The sequence below is a fragment of the Streptomyces sp. CG4 genome, from assembly GCF_041080655.1.
Classification (GTDB): Bacteria; Actinomycetota; Actinomycetes; order Streptomycetales; family Streptomycetaceae; genus Streptomyces.
In genome coordinates this window covers 5,848,610-5,867,871 of record NZ_CP163525.1, presented here as the reverse complement: position 1 = coordinate 5,867,871, position 19,262 = coordinate 5,848,610, and the positions used below count along the sequence as shown (strand labels likewise).

The following is a 19,262-nucleotide window of genomic DNA, read 5'->3' as shown; positions in this document are numbered from 1 at the left end:
AGTACGGCGGTCTTGAACGGTTAGGGAAACGCGCCAGACGTTGGCCGGAATGGTCATCCTGCGACACGGGGGTGGAGGCGGCCGTTCGGGGCGGTGTGGGGCTGTTCGGGGGCGGGCTGATCGGTGGCGGGCCGATCGGCCGAGCGGGACCCTCCGGGGCCGTCCTGGGCCGTCCTGAACGCCGCTGACCGGCGGGGCGGCGGGCGCGGTGGGAAGTGGCTGGTTGGTACGGGGGTGCGGGGGCCGTCGCCGTGTGGGGCCGGGCGGGCCGGGCGTGCGGGGACTACGCTTCCCCAGTGATGGACAACCGTGTACCGCCCCTTGCCGCCGGCCCCGGGCCTCGTCGCCGTGATCGCCATGGGCGGGGCATGCGGGGGCCGATCGCACCGCCGCAGGTGCCGCTGGCGGCCAGCCGTGCGGATGTGTTCGCGGACCTGGTGCAGGACTCCGTGGAACGTCTGGAGCGGCGGTGGCCGCAGCTGGCCGACATCGATTTCCTCGTGCTGGAGGTGCCTCGGCTGGAGGGCCGGGGGGAGCAGGCGTGGAGCGACGAGGCCGTGCCGTTGGGCGGGGTCGTGCCCGCGCGGGACGGGCGGCGGGCGCGGGTGGTGGTGTATCGGCGGCCGGTGGAGATCCGGACGAAGGGGCGGGACGAGCGGGCCGCGCTGGTGCACGAGGTGGTCGTGGAGCAGGTGGCGGAGTTGCTCGGGTTGACTCCGGAGACGGTGGATCCGCGGTACGGGGAGGACTAGGCCAGGACTAGGCCGGAGCCTTGCGGGGATATGGGGGTGTGGGGTGCCGGGTGCTGCCGCTGGAGAGCAGGGCGATTCGCTCACCCGCGCTTGCCGAGTGCCCGCTGCTGCCACTGGACGTCGGGGCGATTCGCTCACCCGCGCTTGCGGGGTGCCCGCTGCGCCCACCCGTGCCGCCCCAGCGGCACGACTGCCCGCAGCTGGGTGGGTACGCAGGCCCGTAGCCACAGCGGCATGACGACCGCTACCAGGTCGGCGCCAGCCCAGCGGCACGGCGGACCGTAGCGGCGACCATGTGAGCGCCCGCAGCTACGCGGGCCCGGCGGACCGCAGCGGCATCAGTGAGAGCACCCGGGGCTGCGCAGGTGCGGCGGACCCTAGCGGCGACCGTGCGAGCACCCGAGGCTGCGTGGGTAAGGCGGGCCGTGGCTGCGGTGGCATGGCTGTCGCTGACGGGTGGGTGGTGGCCCGGCGGCGCGGTTGGCCGCCGGTGCAGGGGCTGCGGCGGGATACGGCTGCCCGCGGTCGCGGTGGTGTGTCGCCGCGGGCTGTTGTCGGAGGGGTGCGGGCTACTTCTGGAGGACCGACAGGTCTTGTGTCGTCTTCGGTACTGCGACCATTCCGCGGTCGTTCGGGAGGGTTTGGATGGTGAAGCCGGGGATGCCGGATTCTGTGGCGGAGAGGGTGCGGGCGGCGTAGACGGGGCCGCCGGAGACCGATTCGACGGTGAGGGCGTAGGTGCCCTGGAGGCCGGAGGGGACGGGGACCGGGACGTCCTCGGTGGTGCCGGATTTGATCGTGTACGTCTTTGTCGCCGGCGTGCCACCCTCGCTGCCCGCCGAGGCGGTGACCTTGACCGTGGCGGAGGCGGTGGGCGCCGTCAGGGCGAGGGACGTGCCCTTGGCGCTGTTGTCGGCCGAGGTCGCGCGCGTGCCGACGGGGGCGGTGGCCGGGATGAAGGCCATCTCCTGCTTGTCGCCCTTGCCGCGGACGACCTGGAGTGCCGCCACGACCGGGACCGACTGGTTGGTGGGGGTCAGGATCAGGGAGCCCGCCTCGCCGCGGGTCACGGCGCCGAGGTCGGCCGTGGTCGTCATGCCCGACTTCACGTGCAGCGTCTCGTTGCCCGCCGGGGTGATCAGGCCGTCCGGTGAGGCCAGGCGGAGCTTGAGGTCGGCGTCGTCGCCGCCTGGTGTGAAGGCGATCAGACGGACGTCGGTGGCGTCCTTCGGGATACCGGGCAGGACCAGGCTGCCCGCCGGGTCGGCGGCCGCGGCCAGCCAGTCGCCGCCCGCCTTGCCGTCCAGGGCCTGCACAGACGCACCGACCCGGCCGCTGCGCACGCTGACGTGCACGGTCAGGTCGGGCTGGCGTTGGTCGGTGAGCGTGGAGAGCAGGATCGGCTTGCTCGCGTGCGGCGGGACGGTGAGGTTCTCCCCCAGCGGGGACTTGATCGCGCCGTCCTTGCCGTAGAGCTCGATGTCGACGACCGCGGCGGAGCCGTCGGGGTTGGTCAGATGGACGTAGTCGGTGCGGCTCGCGGCCGTGCTGGCGCCCGGGAACCAGAACTCGGTGTCCGCTTCCGTGCAGGTGACGCCCTGCAGGCCACGGCCGGTGCCGGCGGCGACCGCGGTGGTCTCCTGCACGGTCCAGCCGGGCGCGAACTTCCCGTCTGCGGTGCCGATGAGCGCGGGGGTGTCGGCGCCGGAGCTGTCGCCGGTGACCGGAGTACCCGGCGCCTTCGGGGTGAGCAGCGGCTTGTCCGCCGTCTTCTTCGCGCCCTTGGCACCCTTGGGGTTCTTGGCGTCCTTGCCGGTCTGGGAGTTGTCCGTGCCGTCCACCGACTGCTCGTCTGCCGACTGGAGTTGGGCCTGGCCGCTGTTCGCCGTTCCCTCGGTGACGGGTGTGAACGACGTGTACGACGTGTCGGCGATGTCCGAGATGCTCGGCGCCGGGCACAGCAGACTGGTGCGCTCCACCGGGAGGTGCGCGGCTGCCTGGGTGGCGGCCCCGGAGGCGGACGGGCCGTCCAGTTGAGCGAACGCGGTGATGGCGGCCAGCCCGGTGGTGACGGCGATCAGGGACAAGGTGGTGCGGTTCACTGCTGGCTCCCGTCGGGGCGCTCACTGCCGGTGCCGTGGGGGTGCTGGGCCGGGTCGTAGCCCTGCTGGGCGGGGTCGTACGCCGGGTCGTAGCCCTGCTGGTAGGCCGTCGGGTCATAGGGCATCTGGTCGGCCGTGCCTCCGTAGGCGTACGGGTCGTACTGGCCCGTCTGGTACGGGTCGGCGGCCGGGTACGCCTGCTGGTCGTAGCCGGCGGGCTGGTATTGGCCGGTGTTCTGGTACTGGTCCGTTCCGTAGCCGGGGTACCCGGCGTTCATGTAGGCGGCCTGGTCCCACTCTTCGTAGGACTGCTGGTGCGGTACGGCGGCCGGGGGCTCCGTCGGCAGGGGCGCCGCGGCGGGCTGTTCGTCACCGGGCTGCTCGCCGGCGGCCTGTTCCTCGGCCTGGGCGCGCAGGCGGCGGGCGCGGCGGCCCTCGCCGGCGACGGCCTGGGCGGGCAGCGGCTCCTCGGCGGGCATGTCGTCGTCGACGTCGCGGCGGCGGCCGGGCAGGGCGAGGACGACCAGGACGACGGCGAGGGCGCCCTGGGCCCACAGCCAGGCGGTATGGGTGATCGGGTCGTCGTAGGCGACGTCCAGATTGCCGCCCGAGGAGGGCAGTTGGAAGCCCTGGGCCCAGCCGTCGACCGTGGTGCGGGTGAGCGGCTTGCCGTCCAGGGTGGCCGTCCAGCCGGCGGAGGCGGTGTCGGCGAGGCGCAGGATGCGGCCGTCCGCGCCGGACGGGACGGTCGTGTGGATCTCCACCGGTCCCGCGCTGACCGGCTGGGCGGTGCCCGAGCCGCCGGCGGGGACGATGGCGGCGCGGGAGACCTCCTGGTCGACCCGCCACAGCGCGCTGCCGTTCTGCTGGCTGAGCCGGGTCAGGCCGGGGGTGGTGTCGAGGACGCGGGTGATGTCGCGGGGCGCGCCCTTGTGGACGAGGACGTAGCGCACGGCGAAGCCGCCGAGTTCGTTCGCCTGGTCGGCGCCGGAACCGGCGATGAGGTTGGCGACGACCTTGTCCAGCCGGGTGTCCTGGCCGTCGGCGGCGCCGGCTTCGGCGTCGCCCATGCGGGCGCCGGAGCCGCGGACCAGGGTGTAGCGCACGCGCGCGGTGGAGTCGCTGTCCAGGATCAGGGTGCGGGCCCGGTCGCCGGTGGTGGAGTCCTCGGCGACGAACGCGGGCACCTGGGTCGGGTCGCGGCGCTTCAGGGGGCCGTCGGCGCCGCGGATCATCCAGCCGGCGGCGACCAGCAGCGGGCCCACGGCGCAGGCGAGGGCGATCAGGGCGGCGAGGGGCTGGCGCCAGCCGAAGCTCTGCTCGGCCACACGCGCGCGTGCGCCGTCCGCGCCGAGGGCGGCCGCGGCCAGCAGGGCGATGCCGTAGACGAGGGTGGCCGGTCCGGCCCAGACGGACCGGTTGGACAGGACGGCGAAGGCGAGGGCCACCAGGGCGACCGCCCAGGCGGTGCGGATGCCCAGCTGCCGCTGGGAGCGCAGCAGTGCGCCGAGGGCGGCGAGGACGATGCCGATGAGCATCAGGCCCTGCACGGTGCCGGGGCCGCCGGGGCTGGCGCCGAGCAGGTCGAGCGGGGAGGCGGCCGAGGTGCCGTAGGCCAGACCGGCTTCCTTGAAGAAGCCGGCCGGGAACAGGGTGAGTGACCAGGGGGCGAGGACCAGCAGCGGGGTGCCGACCTGGGCGAGGAAACGCAGGGCGTGGGCGACGAGGTCGCCACGGCGCAGGACGAGCACGCCGAAGCCGAGCAGCAGCGCGATCGGCCAGACGATCGGCGTGAAGGCCGTGGTGATGGTCAGCAGCAGTGCGTAGGCCCAGGTGGCGCGCCAACTGCCGCGCGCGCCGGACCGGTTCGCGAGGCCGCTCGCGGCGATGCCGGCGCGCGCGATGAGCGGCAGCAGCACGGCGAGGACGGCGGTGCCGATGCGGCCGCCGGCCAGGGCGCCGGTGGTGGCGGGCAGGAAGGCGTAGGCGATGGCCGCCCAGGCGCGCAGCAGCCGGGAGGTGACGAGCGGCCGGGAGGCGAAGTAGGCGGTGCATCCGGCGAGCGGCACCGAGGCGACCAGCAGGACGGTGACGGCGAGTCCGGTGGAGCCGAACAGGATCGCGGCGAGGGTCGCGATGAGCGCGAGGTAGGGCGGGCCGGACGGGGTGCCGCCCGCGCCGACCGGATGCCAGGAGTCGGCGAAGCGGGACCACAGCTCGCCGGTGCCGGCCGGGGCGGGCAGCAGGGCGCCGCCCGCGAGCGCGCCGCCGCCGAGCAGGGCGCGGCAGGCGATCAGGGAGATGACCAGCAGCGCGAGGAAGAGCACGGGTCCGGGCTTGCGGGCGATCCGCTTGAGCCGGGCGAACTGCTCGACCTCCAGGAACTCGGCGTCGTCGCCGCCGGGCCCGGACTCCACCGCGCCACCGTGCCGGCCCGCCGGGGAGGTGTCGTCGGAGCCGCTGGTGAAGTTGGCGGCGAGCTGTTCCACGGTGGCCCGGATGGTGGCGCCGGGCGGCGGGAAGAGCCGGCGCAGCTCGTCCTTGTCGATCTGCGCGGGTCCGCGGCGGCGGCGTGCGGCGAAGATCCGCTCGGGGCGCAGCAGGGTGCCGAGCAGGCCGCGGATCTCGTCGACGGCCTGGCCGGGCACCTTGCCGACGAGGTACGCGACGGTCCTCAGGAGGGTACCGAGGACGAGCCGCAGCATCACCCAGGGCAGTACGGCGCCGCGGGTGTTGACGAGGAGGGTGTAGACGGCGCCGGCCTTGTCGACCTTGTGCGGGGAGGCCGCGGTGCGGCCGACGCAGTCGACGGTGCGGCGCTCGCGGGAGGCGGCCTCGGCGTGCCGTACGACGGCGTCGGGGGCGATCAGGACGCGGTGGCCGGCGGTGTGGGCGCGCCAGCACAGGTCGACGTCGTCGCGCATCAGGGGCAGCCGGCGGTCGAAGCCGCCGAGCTGTTCGAAGACGTCGCGCCGGATGAGCATGCCGGCGGTGGAGACGGACAGCACGGTGCGGACGTGGTCGTGCTGGCCCTGGTCCTGTTCGCGGCGGTCCAGGCCGGTCCAGCGGCGGCCGGAGTTGGCGATGGAGACGCCGACCTCCAGCAGCTGCCGGCGGTCGTACCAGCCGCGCAGTTTGGGGCCGACGACCGCGACGTCGTCGCGGCCCAGTTCCCGTTCGTTGTCGACGACTCGCAGCAGCTCGGCGAGGGCGTCGGGGGCGGGGGCGCAGTCGTCGTGCAGCAGCCAGAGCCACTGGACGGGCTCGCCGTGCGGCAGTTCGGGCAGGTCGTAGGCGTCGTCGCGCCAGGAGCGGGTGACGGGGTCCCAGCCGCTGGGGCGCTTGAGATACGGCAGCTCTTCCGGGGTGAGGAGCGGAGCGGTGCGGCTCGCCTCCTCGACGGCCTGGCCGAAGCCGGTGCGGCGGGCGAGGTGCAGCACATTGGCGTCACCGAGGGCGTCGGTGAGCAGCCGGGCGGAGTCGTCCGCGCTGCCGGTGTCGGCGGCCACCGCGTACTGCACGGGGCGCTCCTGGCCGAGCAGCCCGGCGAGGGCGTCGGGCAGCCAGCGGGCGCCGTCGTGGGAGACGAGGACCGCGGTCACCACATGGCGCGGAAACTCAGGTGTGGCAGCGGGGTCTTGCTGGGCTGCCGTATGGCTGTGCACGGACATCGAGGTACGGGCCCCGGTTCGATGGACTGCGGTGGACGCCTGCGCCCTCTCGGGGGTCGAGGGGACAGCGGGGCGTCTCGGACGAGCGACCACACTATCGGCTGACCATGACGACGGCCCGCCCCCTGTGGATAACCCACCGGCGACGGGCCGTTCGTGACGTTTCGTGTGGATGTGTGGTCGGACGACCGCGGGACGTGAAGTCAGACGGCGGCCTTCTTCAGCCGGCGGCGCTCCCGCTCGGACAGGCCGCCCCAGATGCCGAATCGCTCGTCGTTGGCGAGGGCGTACTCAAGGCATTCGGAGCGGACCTCACAGGCGAGGCAGACCTTCTTCGCCTCTCTGGTGGAGCCGCCCTTCTCGGGGAAGAAGGACTCGGGGTCGGTCTGGGCGCACAGCGCGCGCTCCTGCCAGCCGAGTTCCTCGTCCGCGTCGTCGACCAGCAGTTGCTGCACCAGCTCGGTCATGTGCGCCCCTCGTCTGTCTTTCGCGTCCCCGTGCGTTGCCGTTACCGATTTCGGCTGAACGACACGAGTGAAATTACAAGTGTGCTGCTCCGGGCGAGTCAAGCCGAGATCTGCTATTGGGCCCGTTATTCACTCTGCGGAACCAAGGCCGTGCGGAAAGTGTTCAAATCGCCATAAACCTCAAGGCGCAGGCGAGACCCCCGGACCGGTCGGACCCGTACAGACCTCTGTACGAAGAAGGACGCCCCCGCGTTCGATCGCGTTGCACGGGGGCCGAGCGCCGGATGTGCGCCATGTGTCCCGGGATCCGCGTGAACAAACCTTTCGTCTGCGCGATCGACCGGAAGAGGTGAATCGCGTCCCACATATCGGGCGCCGAGTTGACAGCTCAAGTGTGAGCCGGTGTCCTTGTGGGCATGCTCGCGAACTTGGCACCCACCTCGACCCGCACCGCCGGGTCCCACGGTGCTGCCCGGTCTCGCTGTAGCTGTTGTCGCTGTTCCAGCTGTTGAGCCTGCCTCTCGCTCCGGCTGACGCCGAGTCCTCCCAGCCGACTCGGTCGCTCCCCCACGCAGAACCCTCCCTTCCGGGACCCTCTTCCGCTCTTTCGCAGAGGAACCACGCACCCCGATGAACAGCGACAACGACCTCCAGATCGCCGGCGACATCCTCGAAGTCCCGCACCTGCTCCAGCCGCCGCGCGAGCACCCGGCCACCGTTGCCGAGTTCGTGGGCCTGGCCCGCGCGATCGCCGCCGACCGCGCGCAGTGGGCGCACCTCGTCCGCTACGACGCGACCACCCGCTGGTACCACCGGCTGCGCACCGGCCCCGGCTACGAGGTGTGGCTGCTGAGCTGGGTACCGGGGCAGGGCAGCGGGCTGCACGACCACGGCCGCTCCTCCGGTGTCCTCACCGTCCTGGAGGGCACCCTCACCGAACGCACCGAGCGCGGCACGCGCGCGTTGACGGCGGGAACACAGCGGGTGTTCGCGCCGGGGTACGTCCACGAGGTCGTCAACGACGCGCTGGAGCCGGCGGTCAGCCTGCACGTCTACTACCCGGGCCTGACCGCGATGCCGATGCACACCGCGCAGCACTGCGAGGCACGCACCGAGCCGCGTCCGGTGACTGCCTGAGACCCGGGCAGTCCTGGTGCCCTGACCGCCTGAGACCCGGGCCGTCCGGATGCCGTGACCGCCCGAAATCCGATGGGCCCCGTCCGGTGACTGCCTGACGCGTTGTCGTACCCGCCTGCAAGACTTGTCCCCATGCACATTGTGGTTCTGGCAGGCGGCATCGGCGGTGCCCGTTTCCTGCGCGGTCTGAAGCAGGCCGTGCCCGACGCGGACGTCACGGTGATCGGCAACACCGGCGACGACATCCACCTCTTCGGGCTGAAGGTCTGCCCGGACCTCGACACGGTGATGTACACGCTGGGCGGCGGTATCAACGAGGAGCAGGGCTGGGGGCGGGTCGACGAGACCTTCCGCCTGAAGGAGGAACTGGCGGCCTACGGGGTCGGGCCCGACTGGTTCGGCCTGGGCGACCGGGACTTCGCCACGCACATCGTGCGCACGCAGATGCTCGGCGCGGGCTATCCGCTCAGCGCCGTCACCGAGGCGCTGTGCGACCGCTGGAAGCCGGGCGTGAAGCTGATCCCGATGACCGACGACCGCGTGGAGACCCACGTGGCGGTGGAGGTCGACGGCGAGCGCAAGGCGGTCCACTTCCAGGAGTACTGGGTACGGCTGCGCGCCTCGGTCCCGGCGGAGGCGGTCGTGCCGGTCGGCGCCGAGCAGGCCAAGCCGGCGCCCGGTGTGCTGGAGGCCATCGCCGCGGCGGACGTCATCCTCTTCCCGCCGTCCAACCCGGTCGTGTCCATCGGCACCATCCTCGCCGTCCCCGGCATCCGGGAGGCGATCGCGGACGCGGGCGTGCCCGTGATCGGCCTGTCCCCCATCGTCGGGGACGCGCCCGTGCGCGGGATGGCCGACAAGGTGCTCGCCGCGGTCGGCGTGGAGTCCACGGCCGCCGCGGTCGCCGAGCACTACGGCTCCGGCCTGCTGGACGGCTGGCTGGTCGACACCGTGGACGCGGCAGCGGTCGAGCGGGTCGAGGCGGACGGGATCCGCTGCCGCGCCGTACCGCTGATGATGACCGACGTCGACGCGAGCGCGCAGATGGCGCGGGAGGCGCTGGCGCTGGCCGAGGAGGTGCGGGGAGCGTGAGCGAGGAACGCTCCGAGCACACGGCGTACACGGTCCGGGCCCTGTCGGGCATTCCCGAGGTGCGGCCGGGCGACGATCTCGCCAAGCTGATCGCCGCCACCGAGCCGGGCCTGGCCGACGGGGACGTGCTGATCGTCACCTCCAAGATCGTCTCCAAGGCCGAGGGCCGGATCGTGCGGGCCGACGACCGGGAGGCGGCCATCGACGCCGAGACCGTCCGGGTCGTCGCCCGGCGCGGCACGCTGCGCATCGTGGAGAACCGGCAGGGCCTGGTCATGGCCGCAGCCGGGGTCGACGCCTCCAACACCCCCGCCGGGACCGTGCTGTTGCTGCCCGAGGACCCGGACGCGTCCGCGCGCGCGATCCGCGACGGCCTGCGCGCCGCCCTCAAGGTCGACGTGGGCGTGATCGTCACCGATACCTTCGGACGGCCCTGGCGCTCGGGGCTCACGGACGTGGCGATCGGTGCCGCCGGGGTGCGCGTACTGGACGATCTGCGCGGGGACACGGACGCGTACGGCAATGCGCTCCACGCGACGATCGTGGCCACGGCGGACGAACTGGCCGCCGCCGGCGACCTGGTCAAGGGCAAGGCGACGGGCCGGCCGGTGGCCGTGGTGCGCGGTCTCCCCCATGTGGTGACCCCGGCGGAGGACGGCGAGGGGGCGCGGGCGCTGGTGCGCGACGCGCGCGGCGACATGTTCCGGCTCGGCACGTCCGAGGCCGTCCGGGAGGCGGTGACCCAGCGGCGTACGGTCCGGGCCTTCACCGACCAGCCGGTGGACCCCGGATCGGTACGGCGCGCGGTGGCCGCGGCGGTGACCGCACCGGCCCCGCACCACACCACGCCATGGCGGTTCGTGCTGCTGGAGTCGGCGGAGTCGCGGACCCGGCTGCTGGACGCGATGCGGGACGCCTGGATCGCCGACCTGCGCGGGGACGGCAAGAGCGAGGAGTCCATCGCGAAGCGGGTGCGCCGTGGCGATGTCCTGCGCGACGCGCCGTATCTGGTCGTGCCGTGCCTCGTCATGGACGGTTCGCACCACTACGGGGACGCGCGGCGGGACGGCGCCGAGCGGGAGATGTTCGTCGTCGCGATGGGTGCGGGCGTGCAGAACCTGCTGGTCGCGCTGGCCGGTGAGCGGCTGGGCTCGGCGTGGGTGTCGTCCACGATGTTCTGCCGGGACGTGGTGCGCGAGGCGCTCGCGCTGCCCGCGGACTGGGAGCCGATGGGCGCGGTGGCGGTCGGGCATCCGGCCGAGGAGCCGAGACCGCGGCCGGAGCGGGATGCGGAGGCGTTCATCGATCTTCGGTGAGTTCGGCATACGCGGCCGTAGCTCTCGTACGACCGCCTAGTCTCGTAGGACGGCACCGGCACCACCGGCTTTCTGGGACCTGATTCGTGGCAGGACGATTCGTTCAGCAGCCCACGCGTACGACCGTGCGCGGCGGCCATGTCGGTGTGCCCGCGGGCCCGGCGGGCTCGGCGGCCGCCGGGATACCGCGGCAGGCGGCGGCGCCCGCGCGGGTGCGGCGGTGGGTGCCGGACGGGCCGCTCGACCTCGGGCTGGTCCTCGGACCGCTGCGGCGCGGACCCGCCGACCCCACCTTCCGCGCCACCGCGGACGGATCCGTGTGGCGGACCTGCCGTACGCCCGCCGGACCGGGCACCCTGCGGGTGCGGGCGTACGGCGGTGAGGTGCTCGGTGAGGCGTGGGGGCCGGGGGCGGAGTGGCTGCTGGACCGGCTGCCCGAATTGCTCGGCGCGGCCGACGAGCCGGAGGCGTTCGTGCCCCGGCACCGGGTGGTGGCGCTCTCGCGGCACCGGCAGCCGGGGCTCAGGCTGACGCGGACCGGGCTGGTGCTGGAGTCGCTGATTCCGTCGGTGCTGGAGCAGAAGGTCACGACCGACGAGGCGTATCGGGCGTGGCGGCTGCTGGTGCGGAGGTTCGGGGAGCCGGCGCCGGGGCCCGCGGGGGCGGGCGAGCGGCCGATGTTCGTGATGCCGGCGCCGCGTACCTGGGCGCTGATTCCGTCCTGGGAGTGGCACCGGGCCGGGGTCGACGACAAGCGGGCGTCGACGATTCTGCGGGCCGTGCGGGTCGCCGCGCGGCTGGAGCAGGCGGTGGGGATGCCGGCGGGTCAGGCACAGGCGCGGTTGGAGGTCGTGCCGGGGGTCGGGCCGTGGACGTCGGCGGAGGTGGTGCAGCGCAGTCATGGGGCGGCGGATGCGGTGACGGTGGGGGATCTGCATCTGCCGGGGATCGTGGGGTGGGCGTTGGCGGGGGACCGGGATGCCGACGATGCGGTGATGCTGCGCTTGCTGGAGCCGTATGCCGGGCAGCGGCATCGGGCGGTGCGGTTGATCTTGCTGAGCGGACGGGTGCCGGCCCGCCGTGCGCCGAAGATGCCTCGGGTGGACATCGGGTTGCTGTGAGGGGGGCTGGGCGGGGGCGGGTGCGCTTGCCCGCGCCTGCGGGGTGCCGCTTTCCGTGGGACGGGCGCCGCCTCAGCGGTACGACTGCCCGCAGCGGCGGCGGCACTGCGCAGCCGACGGCACCGCAGCTCCCCAAGGAGCGCGGGGAACTGCGCGCCCAGCCACTGCCGGACCCGCACGCGAACTGCTCGCGGCCCTGGCCCCAGCCCCGAAGTACCCCAGCCCCGAAGTATGGGGGCTGGGGGCGCAGCCCCCATGGGAGGGCGCCCCCAGCCGGCGTTACTGGTCGGACGAGAAGCGGAGCGAGGCCGGGGGGATGAGGGCGTCGCACCATACGCGGACTCCCTCGCGGAGTTCGTTGTCCGCGCCGATGGTCGCGCCGTCGCCGACGACCGTGCCCGTGAGGACCGTGCGTTCGCCGACGCGGGCCCGCGCACCGATGAGGGAGTCGGTGATGACGGCGCCGGACTCGATGACGGCGCCGGGGAGGATCGTCGAGCCGGAGACCCGCGCACCCTCGGCCACGAACGCCCCCTCGCCCACCACGGTGCCGCCCGTCAGCTTGGCGTCCTGCGCCACCGTGGCCGTGGGGAGGATCAGCCGGTCGCCGCAGCGGCCGGGGACGGCCGGGGACGGGACGCGGCCGAGGACCAGGTCGGCCGAGCCGCGGACGAACGCCGCCGGGGTGCCGAGGTCCAGCCAGTACGTCGAGTCCACCATGCCCTGGAGATGGGCGTCGGCCGCCAGCAGGTCGGGGAACGTCTCGCGCTCCACCGACACCGGCCGGCCCAGCGGGATCGTGTCGATGACCGAGCGGCGGAAGACGTACGCCCCCGCGTTGATCTGGTCGGTGACGATCTCCTCGGGCGTCTGCGGCTTCTCCAGGAAGGCGAGGACGCGGCCGGACTCGTCCGTGGGGACCAGACCGAAGGCGCGCGGGTCCGCGACCTTGGTGAGGTGCAGCGACACGTCCGCGCCGGTCGACGTGTGGGTGTCGACCAAGGCTCTGATGTCCAGGCCGGTCAGAATGTCGCCGTTGAAGATCAGCACCGGCTCGTCGGGACCGGAGTGCAGCCGCGAGGCGACGTTGCGGATGGCCCCGCCGGTACCGAGCGGCTCCTCCTCCGTCACGTACTCGATGTGCAGGCCGAGGGCGGAGCCGTCGCCGAAGTACGGCTCGAAGACCTCGGCCAGATAGCTGGTGGCGAGGACGATGTGGTCCACGCCCGCCGCCTTGGCGCGCGCCAGCTGATGCGTGAGGAACGGCACCCCGGCGGCGGGGACCATGGGCTTGGGCGTGTGCACCGTGAGCGGACGCAGCCGGGTGCCTCTGCCGCCGACCAGGAGGATCGCTTCTGTCACCTGTCGTCTCTGCTTCCTGCCGGGACCGGCCGAACTACTCGTATTCACTCGTATCACTCGTTTCGGCCGGTCAGTGTATGCAGACCGTAGCGGCGGCACCCTTGACGACCGCGCGGTTTCCCACGAGATCGGTAGGAGAACGGTGTGAGACCGGCGAGCCGCCTGGCGACGGCGCCGAACGCGCACCTCCCGACCGCTCAGCGCCCCTGAAAGTGCGCCGCGCTCGAACGAGCCGTACCGAGCTTGCCATAAAGCCGTGCGCCGGGGCACTCGGTGGCGAATCCGTCCCGATGGCCGGAGATTACGTTCAGTCGCACCTTCTTACCTTTGGCGTAACGGTTGCCTCCTGACGACGTGAGATATGTCTTGCCGCGTGGATTGCCCCCGTAAAGCCCGAGCTTCCACGCGGTGAGCCTGGCGATGGCCTTCACGGCGGCACCGGACGGCTTCGCCGTGCCGTAGGTGCCGATCACGGCGATACCCATGCTGTTGTTGTTGAAGCCGAGGGTGTGTGCGCCGAGGACCGCCTTCGCCACGCCGCCGGCCCGGCCCTCGTAGATGGTTCCGCACTTGTCGACGAGGAAGTTGTAGCCCATGTCCCGCCAGCCCATGCTCGTGACGTGGTAGCGGTAGATACTGCGGATGACGGAGCCGGCCTGGGAGCAGCTGTACTTGTTGCCGGAGGCCGTGTGGTGCACGAAGACCGCCTTGATCTTCTTCGTGTAGGCGAAGTCGCCGTCGCGCAGCGACTCGTCCGCGCCCCAGCCGCGGCGCGTGACGATCCGCGGCCGCGGCCCGATGTACGGCTTGCCCTTCACCGGCCCCTTCAGACGGGCGAGTTCCTGTTCGGTGGCCTTCTTGCCCAGCGCCGGAATCTCCCGGGCACCGAAGGGGGCGATGTCGGTGTTGGCGGTCGAGGCCGCCTTCGCCGCGTCCGTGTCCAGATCGGTGTGCGGCCTGTCGGCCGGTGCGCCGGCGGCCGACGCACCCGCGGGCGGCGCACCCGCGGACGGCACCTCCTTACCGGGGTCGACGAGTTCCAGGCGCAGCCCGGAGGGCAGCGGCGGCCTCGCCGACCCGGACGGATGCGACGCACCAGACGTCCCGAATGTTCCGGACGTCGCGGATGTTCGGGATGTCCCCGACGCCCCGGACTGCTGCGACGGCTTTGACGACCGGGACGGGTGCGACGGCTTTGCGGCCCTGACCGGGTACGACGACTTCGAGGCCCGAGCCGGGTGCGACGGCTTCGACGGCCGCGGTCCGCCCGTACCCGTGCTCCGCGCGCCCGTGTCGTCGGCGCGGACCCGCACGTCCACGCCCTCGGCGGCGCCCACCCACAGCGGTGCGGTCGCCCCGCGTACCCGCCGCGCGGTGCGTTCCGCCGTACCCGGGTCGGGGCCGTGGTCGGCGTTGTGCGTCTCGACGTCCTGCCAGCCGGACCACTCCCCCGTCGCGGCCGACCGGGTGCGCACCTGGACCCGGCCGCGCAGCTCGGTGTCCGGGTCGTTCCAGACGACCCCGAGCAGCGAGAAGTGCTCGCCGTCGGGCCGGTACAGCCCCTGCACCGGGGCGACGCCGAGAACGCGCCGGTCGGTGAGGGGGGCGAGGGGCAGTGAGCGGGTGCTCCCCCGGACCGTGCTCCGCGGGATCGCGGTCACCGCGGTCGCGAGCTTCGCGGCGGTCGCGAGCTTCGCAGCGGTCGCAAGGTTCGCAGCGGTCGAGGCATTCGCAGCTGTCGAGGCATTCGCAGCTGTCGAAGTCGAAGGCGCGGTCGCGGCATTCGCAGGTGTCGAAGTCGCGGTCGCGGCGGACGCGGTGGTCGCGGGCAGGGTCAGCGGAAGTGCGAGGGCCGTGGCGCAGGTGACGCCGATCGAGGAAGTCAGGAATCCACGCATGCTTATGATCTTGGACATAGTCCGACAAATCTGTCCAATGCTGAACTGATGGACCGTCGGCGACCGTTCCGCCGAACCGGTGGCGGCGGTGCGCGCGGCACGCGTCCGCCCGCGCGTACCCTTTTCCGGGTGAACGCCACCGATCGCACCCCTGCCGACCTGCTGGCTTCCGCGCTCGCCGCGGACCCCGGCCGCCCGCTGGTGACCTTCTACGACGACGCCACGGGCGAACGCGTCGAACTGTCCGTGGCCACCTTCGCCAATTGGGTGGCCAAGACCGCGAATCTCCTCCAGGGCGATCTCTCCGCCGGGCCCGGCGACCGGGTCGCGCTGCTGCTGCCCGCGCACTGGCAGACGGCGGTGTGGCTGCTGGCCTGTTCGTCGGTGGGCGTGCTGGCGGATCTCGGCGGGGATCCGGCCGCCGCGGATGTGGTGGTCAGCGGGCCGGACGCGCTGGACGCGGGGCGGGCATGCCGGGGGGAGCGCGTCGCGCTGGCGCTGCGGCCGCTGGGCGGGCGGTTCCCGCAGGCCCCCGAGGGGTTCATCGACTATGCCGTGGAGGTGCCGAGCCAGGGGGACCGGTTCGCGCCGTTCGCTCCGGTCGATCCCGAGGAGCCCGCGCTGATCGTCGCCGGGCGGGAGTTCAGCGGGGCGGAGGTCGTCGAGCGGGCCCTGGCGGAGGCGCCGTCGCTGGATCTGACCGGTCCTGGGTCGAGGTTGCTGTCGGGGCTGTCGTACGACACGTGGCAGGGGGTCAGCGCGGGGTTGTACTCGCCGTTGGCCGTCGGGGGGTCCGTGGTGCTGTGCCGGAATCTCGACCGGCTGGACGAGGACGCTCTCGCCCAGCGGATCGAGAGCGAGCGGGTGAGTTCGGTGCGCCGCTGAGCAGACCGCGGGTCCCTCTATTGGAGTAACAAAGGGCGCCTCCCGGCCCCTTCCGCCGCCATGGTCGTAAGAGCAGGACGTGACGCTCGTACGCCATGAGGGGGTGCCTCGGTCGTGAGCGACTCCGTGGGCAAGGCCCCCGGTCCTGGGCTCGGCGCCTCGGCCGCCGGGGAAGGGCTTCGGCTGCGGCGTCGGCGGCGGTGGGTGAAGGGGGCGGCGCTCGGGCTGGCCGTGCTCCTGGCGGCGGCCGGCGGAACCGGCTGGGCCCTCTACGCCAAGCTCAGCAACAACATCACCGCCGATGACGCGGCCGCCCGGGAACTGGCCCGGTACGAGCGGGAGCGGCCCACCGCGCTGGTGCGGGGCGCCCAGAACATCCTGCTGATCGGGTCCGACACGCGGGCCGGGGACGGGAACGCGCGCTACGGACGGGATCTGGGCAGTGAGCGCTCGGACACCACGATCCTGCTGCATCTGGCCGCCGACCGGCGCAGTGCCACCGCCGTGTCGCTGCCCCGGGACCTGATGGTGGACATCCCGGGCTGCCGGCAGCCGGACGGCAGCCGCAGCGAGCCGGTGTTCGCGATGTTCAACCACGCCTTCCAGGTGGGCGGTTCGGCGTGCACGATTCGGACCGTCGAGAAGCTGACGGACATTCGGATCGACCATCACGTGGTCGTGGACTTCAGCGGGTTCAAGGAGATGGTGGACGCCGTCGACGGGGTGCAGGTCTGTCTGAAGGAACCCATCGACGACAAGGCGGCCAGGCTCAAGCTGCCCGCGGGGAAGGTCGGGCTCGACGGGGAGCAGGCACTCGGTTATGTACGGGCCCGCAAGTCGCTCGGCGACGGCAGCGACACCGAACGGATGGAACGCCAGCAGCGGTTCCTCGCCGCGCTCGTCGACAAGATGCAGAGCAACGACGTCCTGCTGAACCCGGTGAAGCTGTATCCGGTGCTGGACGCGGCGACCTCCTCGCTCACCACCGATCCGGAACTGGCAAGTCTGCGCGGGATGTACCAATTGGTGCGCGGGCTGCGCGGTATCCCCACCGAACAGGTGCAGTTCCTGACCGTACCGAGGGAGTCGTACGTCTACGACGCCAACCGTGACCAACTCGTGGAGCCGGAAGCCGAGAAGCTGTTCGCGCGGCTGCGGGCCGACCGGCCCGTGGCGGTGGCCCGGAACACGCCGAGCAAGGCCCCACAGACGGGCGAAAAGGGCGAACTCTCCCCCGCGAAGGGCGATCCCGATCCCTCGAACGGCAGCACCCCGCCCGCGAAAGGCGATGCCTCCCCCGCGCCCACGTTCCACGGGAACACCGCCGCCGAACACACCTGTGAGTAATGCGCACATCAAGACGCCGAACTTCCCTCCAGGAAATGAGCCGGATTGCCCAGTTGTAGGCAAGGGAATTTGTCACCGGCGTCGCTTGGCGCTGAACTGGCCGGATAGTGTGAGCGATCCGGTGCACCCGGCCACGAGGTCCGTCCTGGGGCCGTGCACTGTTTCACCGAGACCCGAGCGCCTTTGAGGGGGAAGGCGCCGCGTGGCCCCGACGGAGGATTCGGACAACCGTGGACGCGCAAGGCCGTGGGCGGGCGGACAACATCGACCCCGCAGACCAGTGGGTACTCAATCCGAACACCGGCGAATACGAACTGCGACTGAGCCCTTCCGCACCGCAGTCGTCGGTCCCCCGCCCCCGCAGACCCGCCGCCCGGGACAACGCCGGCGCACCGCGCCGCCGTAAGGACTCGGCGCCCGGCGAGACCCGCGAGAAGGGCAAGGCGCGCGGCGGTACCGTACCGCCGCCACGGTCGGGCCGGCGCAAGGGCGGCGAGCCGGAGGCCGCGCAGGGGCGTCGGGCGACGCGGCGGCCGGTGAAGAAGAAGTCGAAGGCCAAGAAGGCCCTGGCGTGGACCGCCGGCGGCACGGCGTTCGTGGTGATCGCCGTCGGCACGGCCGGCTATCTGTACCTGAAGCACCTCGAGGGCAACGTCACCACGACGGACGTCGGCAGCGCGGCCAAGAACGGCTTCAGCAAGAACGACGCCTTCAACATCCTGATCATCGGCACCGACAAACGCACCGGCAAGGGCAACGAGGGCTACGGCGACAAGGGCAGCGTCGGGCACGCCGACACCAACATCCTGCTGCACGTCTCCAAGGACCGGACGAACGCGACCGCGCTCAGCATTCCGCGCGACCTGATCACGAACGTGCCGGACTGCCCCACCAAGCAGCCCGACGGCAGCGAGAAGGTCGTCCCCGGCACGGACAACGTCCGCTTCAACACCAGCCTGGGGCAGGACGGCCGGGATCCCGGCTGCACCATGCGCACGGTGCAGGCGGTCACCGGCATCATGCCGGACCACTTCATGATGGTGGACTTCAACGCGGTGAAGACGCTGACCTCGGCGGTCGGCGGGGTGGACGTGTGTCTCGCGCACGCGGTGGACGACAAGGAGTCGCACCTCAAGCTGAGCGCGGGCCAGCACAAGATCGAGGGCGAGCAGGCACTGGCCTTCGTCCGCACCCGGCACAGCTGGGGCAACCAGGGCGACCTCGACCGCATCAAGGTGCAGCAGCAGTTCATGGGCTCGCTGATGCGGAAGATGTCCTCCAGCGACACGCTCACCAACCCGTCGAAGCTGATCGACCTCGCCGAGGCCGCCACGAAGGCGCTGACCGTCGACCAGGGCATCGGCTCCGTGGGCACGCTCAAGGACATCGCGCTGGAGCTGAAGAAGGTCCCGACGAAGAACATCTCGTTCGTGACCGTGCCCGTGATCGACAACCCGGCCGACGGCGTCGTCCACAAGACGGTCGTCGTCAACCAGACCACCGCCCCCAACGTCTTCGACGCCATCAAGAACGACGTCTCCTTCACCGAGGTGAAGAAGAAGCAGAAGGCGGAGAAGGACGCGGAGGCCGCGCGCCTGAAGGGCAGCAGGTCCGCGCCCTCCGACGTACGGGTGCGGATCCTCAACGGCGGTGCCGAGGCGGGCAGCGCGCAGGAGACCCTCCAGTGGCTGCAGACCAAGGAGGGCGTGCTGAAGTCCGAGAACGCGGGCAACGCGGGCCCCGCGAGCAGGACCACGCTGGAGTACGCGCCCGACCAGGCCGCCCAGGCGCGGGAGCTGGCCCAGCTCATGGGGCTGTCCGGTTCCGCGCTCAAGCCGGGCAAGAGCGTGACCAACTCCCAGGGATTGCCGGCGATGACGCTGACCCTGGGCAAGGACTTCAAGGGTGCGGGTGCCTCGCTCACCGCACCGGCCAAGGCGCCCGCCGTCGACAAGTCCACGGCGGACACGGTGAAATGCGCCTCTTAGGAAATTCTTAGGTAACCAGGCGGGTCCGCCGTGCGTCTAACTGGACGCGGGGCGGGCCCGTTCGTACGCGCAAGGGTGGGGAGGGCAGGACGTTTGGCGCAGAGCGATGTACGCGGCAAGGAAC

Annotated in this window: 13 protein-coding genes; 8 read left to right on the top strand and 5 right to left on the bottom strand. The window is 72.2% G+C overall.

Features of this window, described 5'->3' with window-relative positions; genetic code table 11:
• The first annotated feature begins 368 nt into the window (after positions 1 to 368).
• Positions 369 to 752 carry a metallopeptidase family protein gene (locus AB5L52_RS26750; RefSeq protein WP_351032668.1) on the top strand — a complete coding sequence of 128 codons (384 nt, stop codon included), beginning with the start codon at positions 369 to 371 and terminating at the stop codon, positions 750 to 752.
• A 569-nt stretch (positions 753 to 1,321) separates the two neighbouring features.
• Here AB5L52_RS26750 and AB5L52_RS26745 read toward each other — a convergent pair.
• The 3 genes from AB5L52_RS26745 to AB5L52_RS26735 form a co-directional block, all read right to left on the bottom strand.
• A complete protein-coding gene (locus tag AB5L52_RS26745; RefSeq protein ID WP_351579280.1) occupies positions 1,322 to 2,854 on the bottom strand; it encodes a DUF5719 family protein in 1,533 nt (510 codons plus the stop codon).
• Positions 2,851 to 6,525, bottom strand: a complete 3,675-nt coding sequence (locus AB5L52_RS26740; RefSeq protein ID WP_369366663.1) for a glycosyltransferase — start codon at positions 6,523 to 6,525, stop codon at positions 2,851 to 2,853. The genes AB5L52_RS26745 and AB5L52_RS26740 overlap by 4 nt, the downstream gene beginning before the upstream one ends.
• A gap of 203 nt (positions 6,526 to 6,728) precedes the next feature.
• A complete protein-coding gene (locus AB5L52_RS26735) occupies positions 6,729 to 6,992 on the bottom strand; it encodes a WhiB family transcriptional regulator (protein WP_003975777.1) in 264 nt (87 codons plus the stop codon).
• Between the two features lie 630 nt (positions 6,993 to 7,622).
• Between AB5L52_RS26735 and AB5L52_RS26730 the strand changes: the two genes are divergently transcribed.
• The 4 genes from AB5L52_RS26730 to AB5L52_RS26715 all read left to right on the top strand — a co-directional run bounded on the left by AB5L52_RS26730 (position 7,623) and on the right by AB5L52_RS26715 (position 11,658).
• Positions 7,623 to 8,129, top strand: a complete 507-nt coding sequence (locus tag AB5L52_RS26730; protein ID WP_351767006.1) for a cysteine dioxygenase family protein — start codon at positions 7,623 to 7,625, stop codon at positions 8,127 to 8,129.
• A 132-nt stretch (positions 8,130 to 8,261) separates the two neighbouring features.
• Complete coding sequence (cofD, locus tag AB5L52_RS26725) at positions 8,262 to 9,221, top strand: 2-phospho-L-lactate transferase (protein ID WP_351032680.1); 960 nt, start codon at positions 8,262 to 8,264, stop codon at positions 9,219 to 9,221.
• On the top strand, positions 9,218 to 10,537 hold the full coding sequence (locus AB5L52_RS26720; RefSeq protein ID WP_369366659.1) for a coenzyme F420-0:L-glutamate ligase: 1,320 nt from the start codon (positions 9,218 to 9,220) through the stop codon (positions 10,535 to 10,537). The genes cofD and AB5L52_RS26720 overlap by 4 nt, the downstream gene beginning before the upstream one ends.
• A gap of 86 nt (positions 10,538 to 10,623) precedes the next feature.
• On the top strand, positions 10,624 to 11,658 hold the full coding sequence (locus AB5L52_RS26715; protein WP_369366657.1) for a DNA-3-methyladenine glycosylase: 1,035 nt from the start codon (positions 10,624 to 10,626) through the stop codon (positions 11,656 to 11,658).
• A 279-nt stretch (positions 11,659 to 11,937) separates the two neighbouring features.
• On the opposite strand, the gene AB5L52_RS26710 is transcribed toward AB5L52_RS26715, so the two are convergent.
• Positions 11,938 to 13,020, bottom strand: a complete 1,083-nt coding sequence (locus AB5L52_RS26710; protein ID WP_351032686.1) for an NDP-sugar synthase — start codon at positions 13,018 to 13,020, stop codon at positions 11,938 to 11,940.
• 197 nt (positions 13,021 to 13,217) lie between these two features.
• Complete coding sequence (locus AB5L52_RS26705; protein ID WP_369366655.1) at positions 13,218 to 14,936, bottom strand: peptidoglycan recognition protein; 1,719 nt, start codon at positions 14,934 to 14,936, stop codon at positions 13,218 to 13,220.
• Between the two features lie 111 nt (positions 14,937 to 15,047).
• Here AB5L52_RS26705 and AB5L52_RS26700 point away from each other — a divergent pair, with 111 nt between their 5' ends.
• From AB5L52_RS26700 to AB5L52_RS26690, 3 genes are all read left to right on the top strand, one after another.
• On the top strand, positions 15,048 to 15,803 hold the full coding sequence (locus AB5L52_RS26700) for a TIGR03089 family protein (RefSeq protein ID WP_369366654.1): 756 nt from the start codon (positions 15,048 to 15,050) through the stop codon (positions 15,801 to 15,803).
• Between the two features lie 114 nt (positions 15,804 to 15,917).
• Positions 15,918 to 17,150, top strand: coding sequence for an LCP family protein (locus AB5L52_RS26695; protein ID WP_351767017.1), 1,233 nt, complete (start codon positions 15,918 to 15,920; stop codon positions 17,148 to 17,150).
• Between the two features lie 230 nt (positions 17,151 to 17,380).
• On the top strand, positions 17,381 to 19,138 hold the full coding sequence (locus AB5L52_RS26690; protein WP_351579259.1) for an LCP family protein: 1,758 nt from the start codon (positions 17,381 to 17,383) through the stop codon (positions 19,136 to 19,138).
• Positions 19,139 to 19,262: the final 124 nt, after the last annotated feature.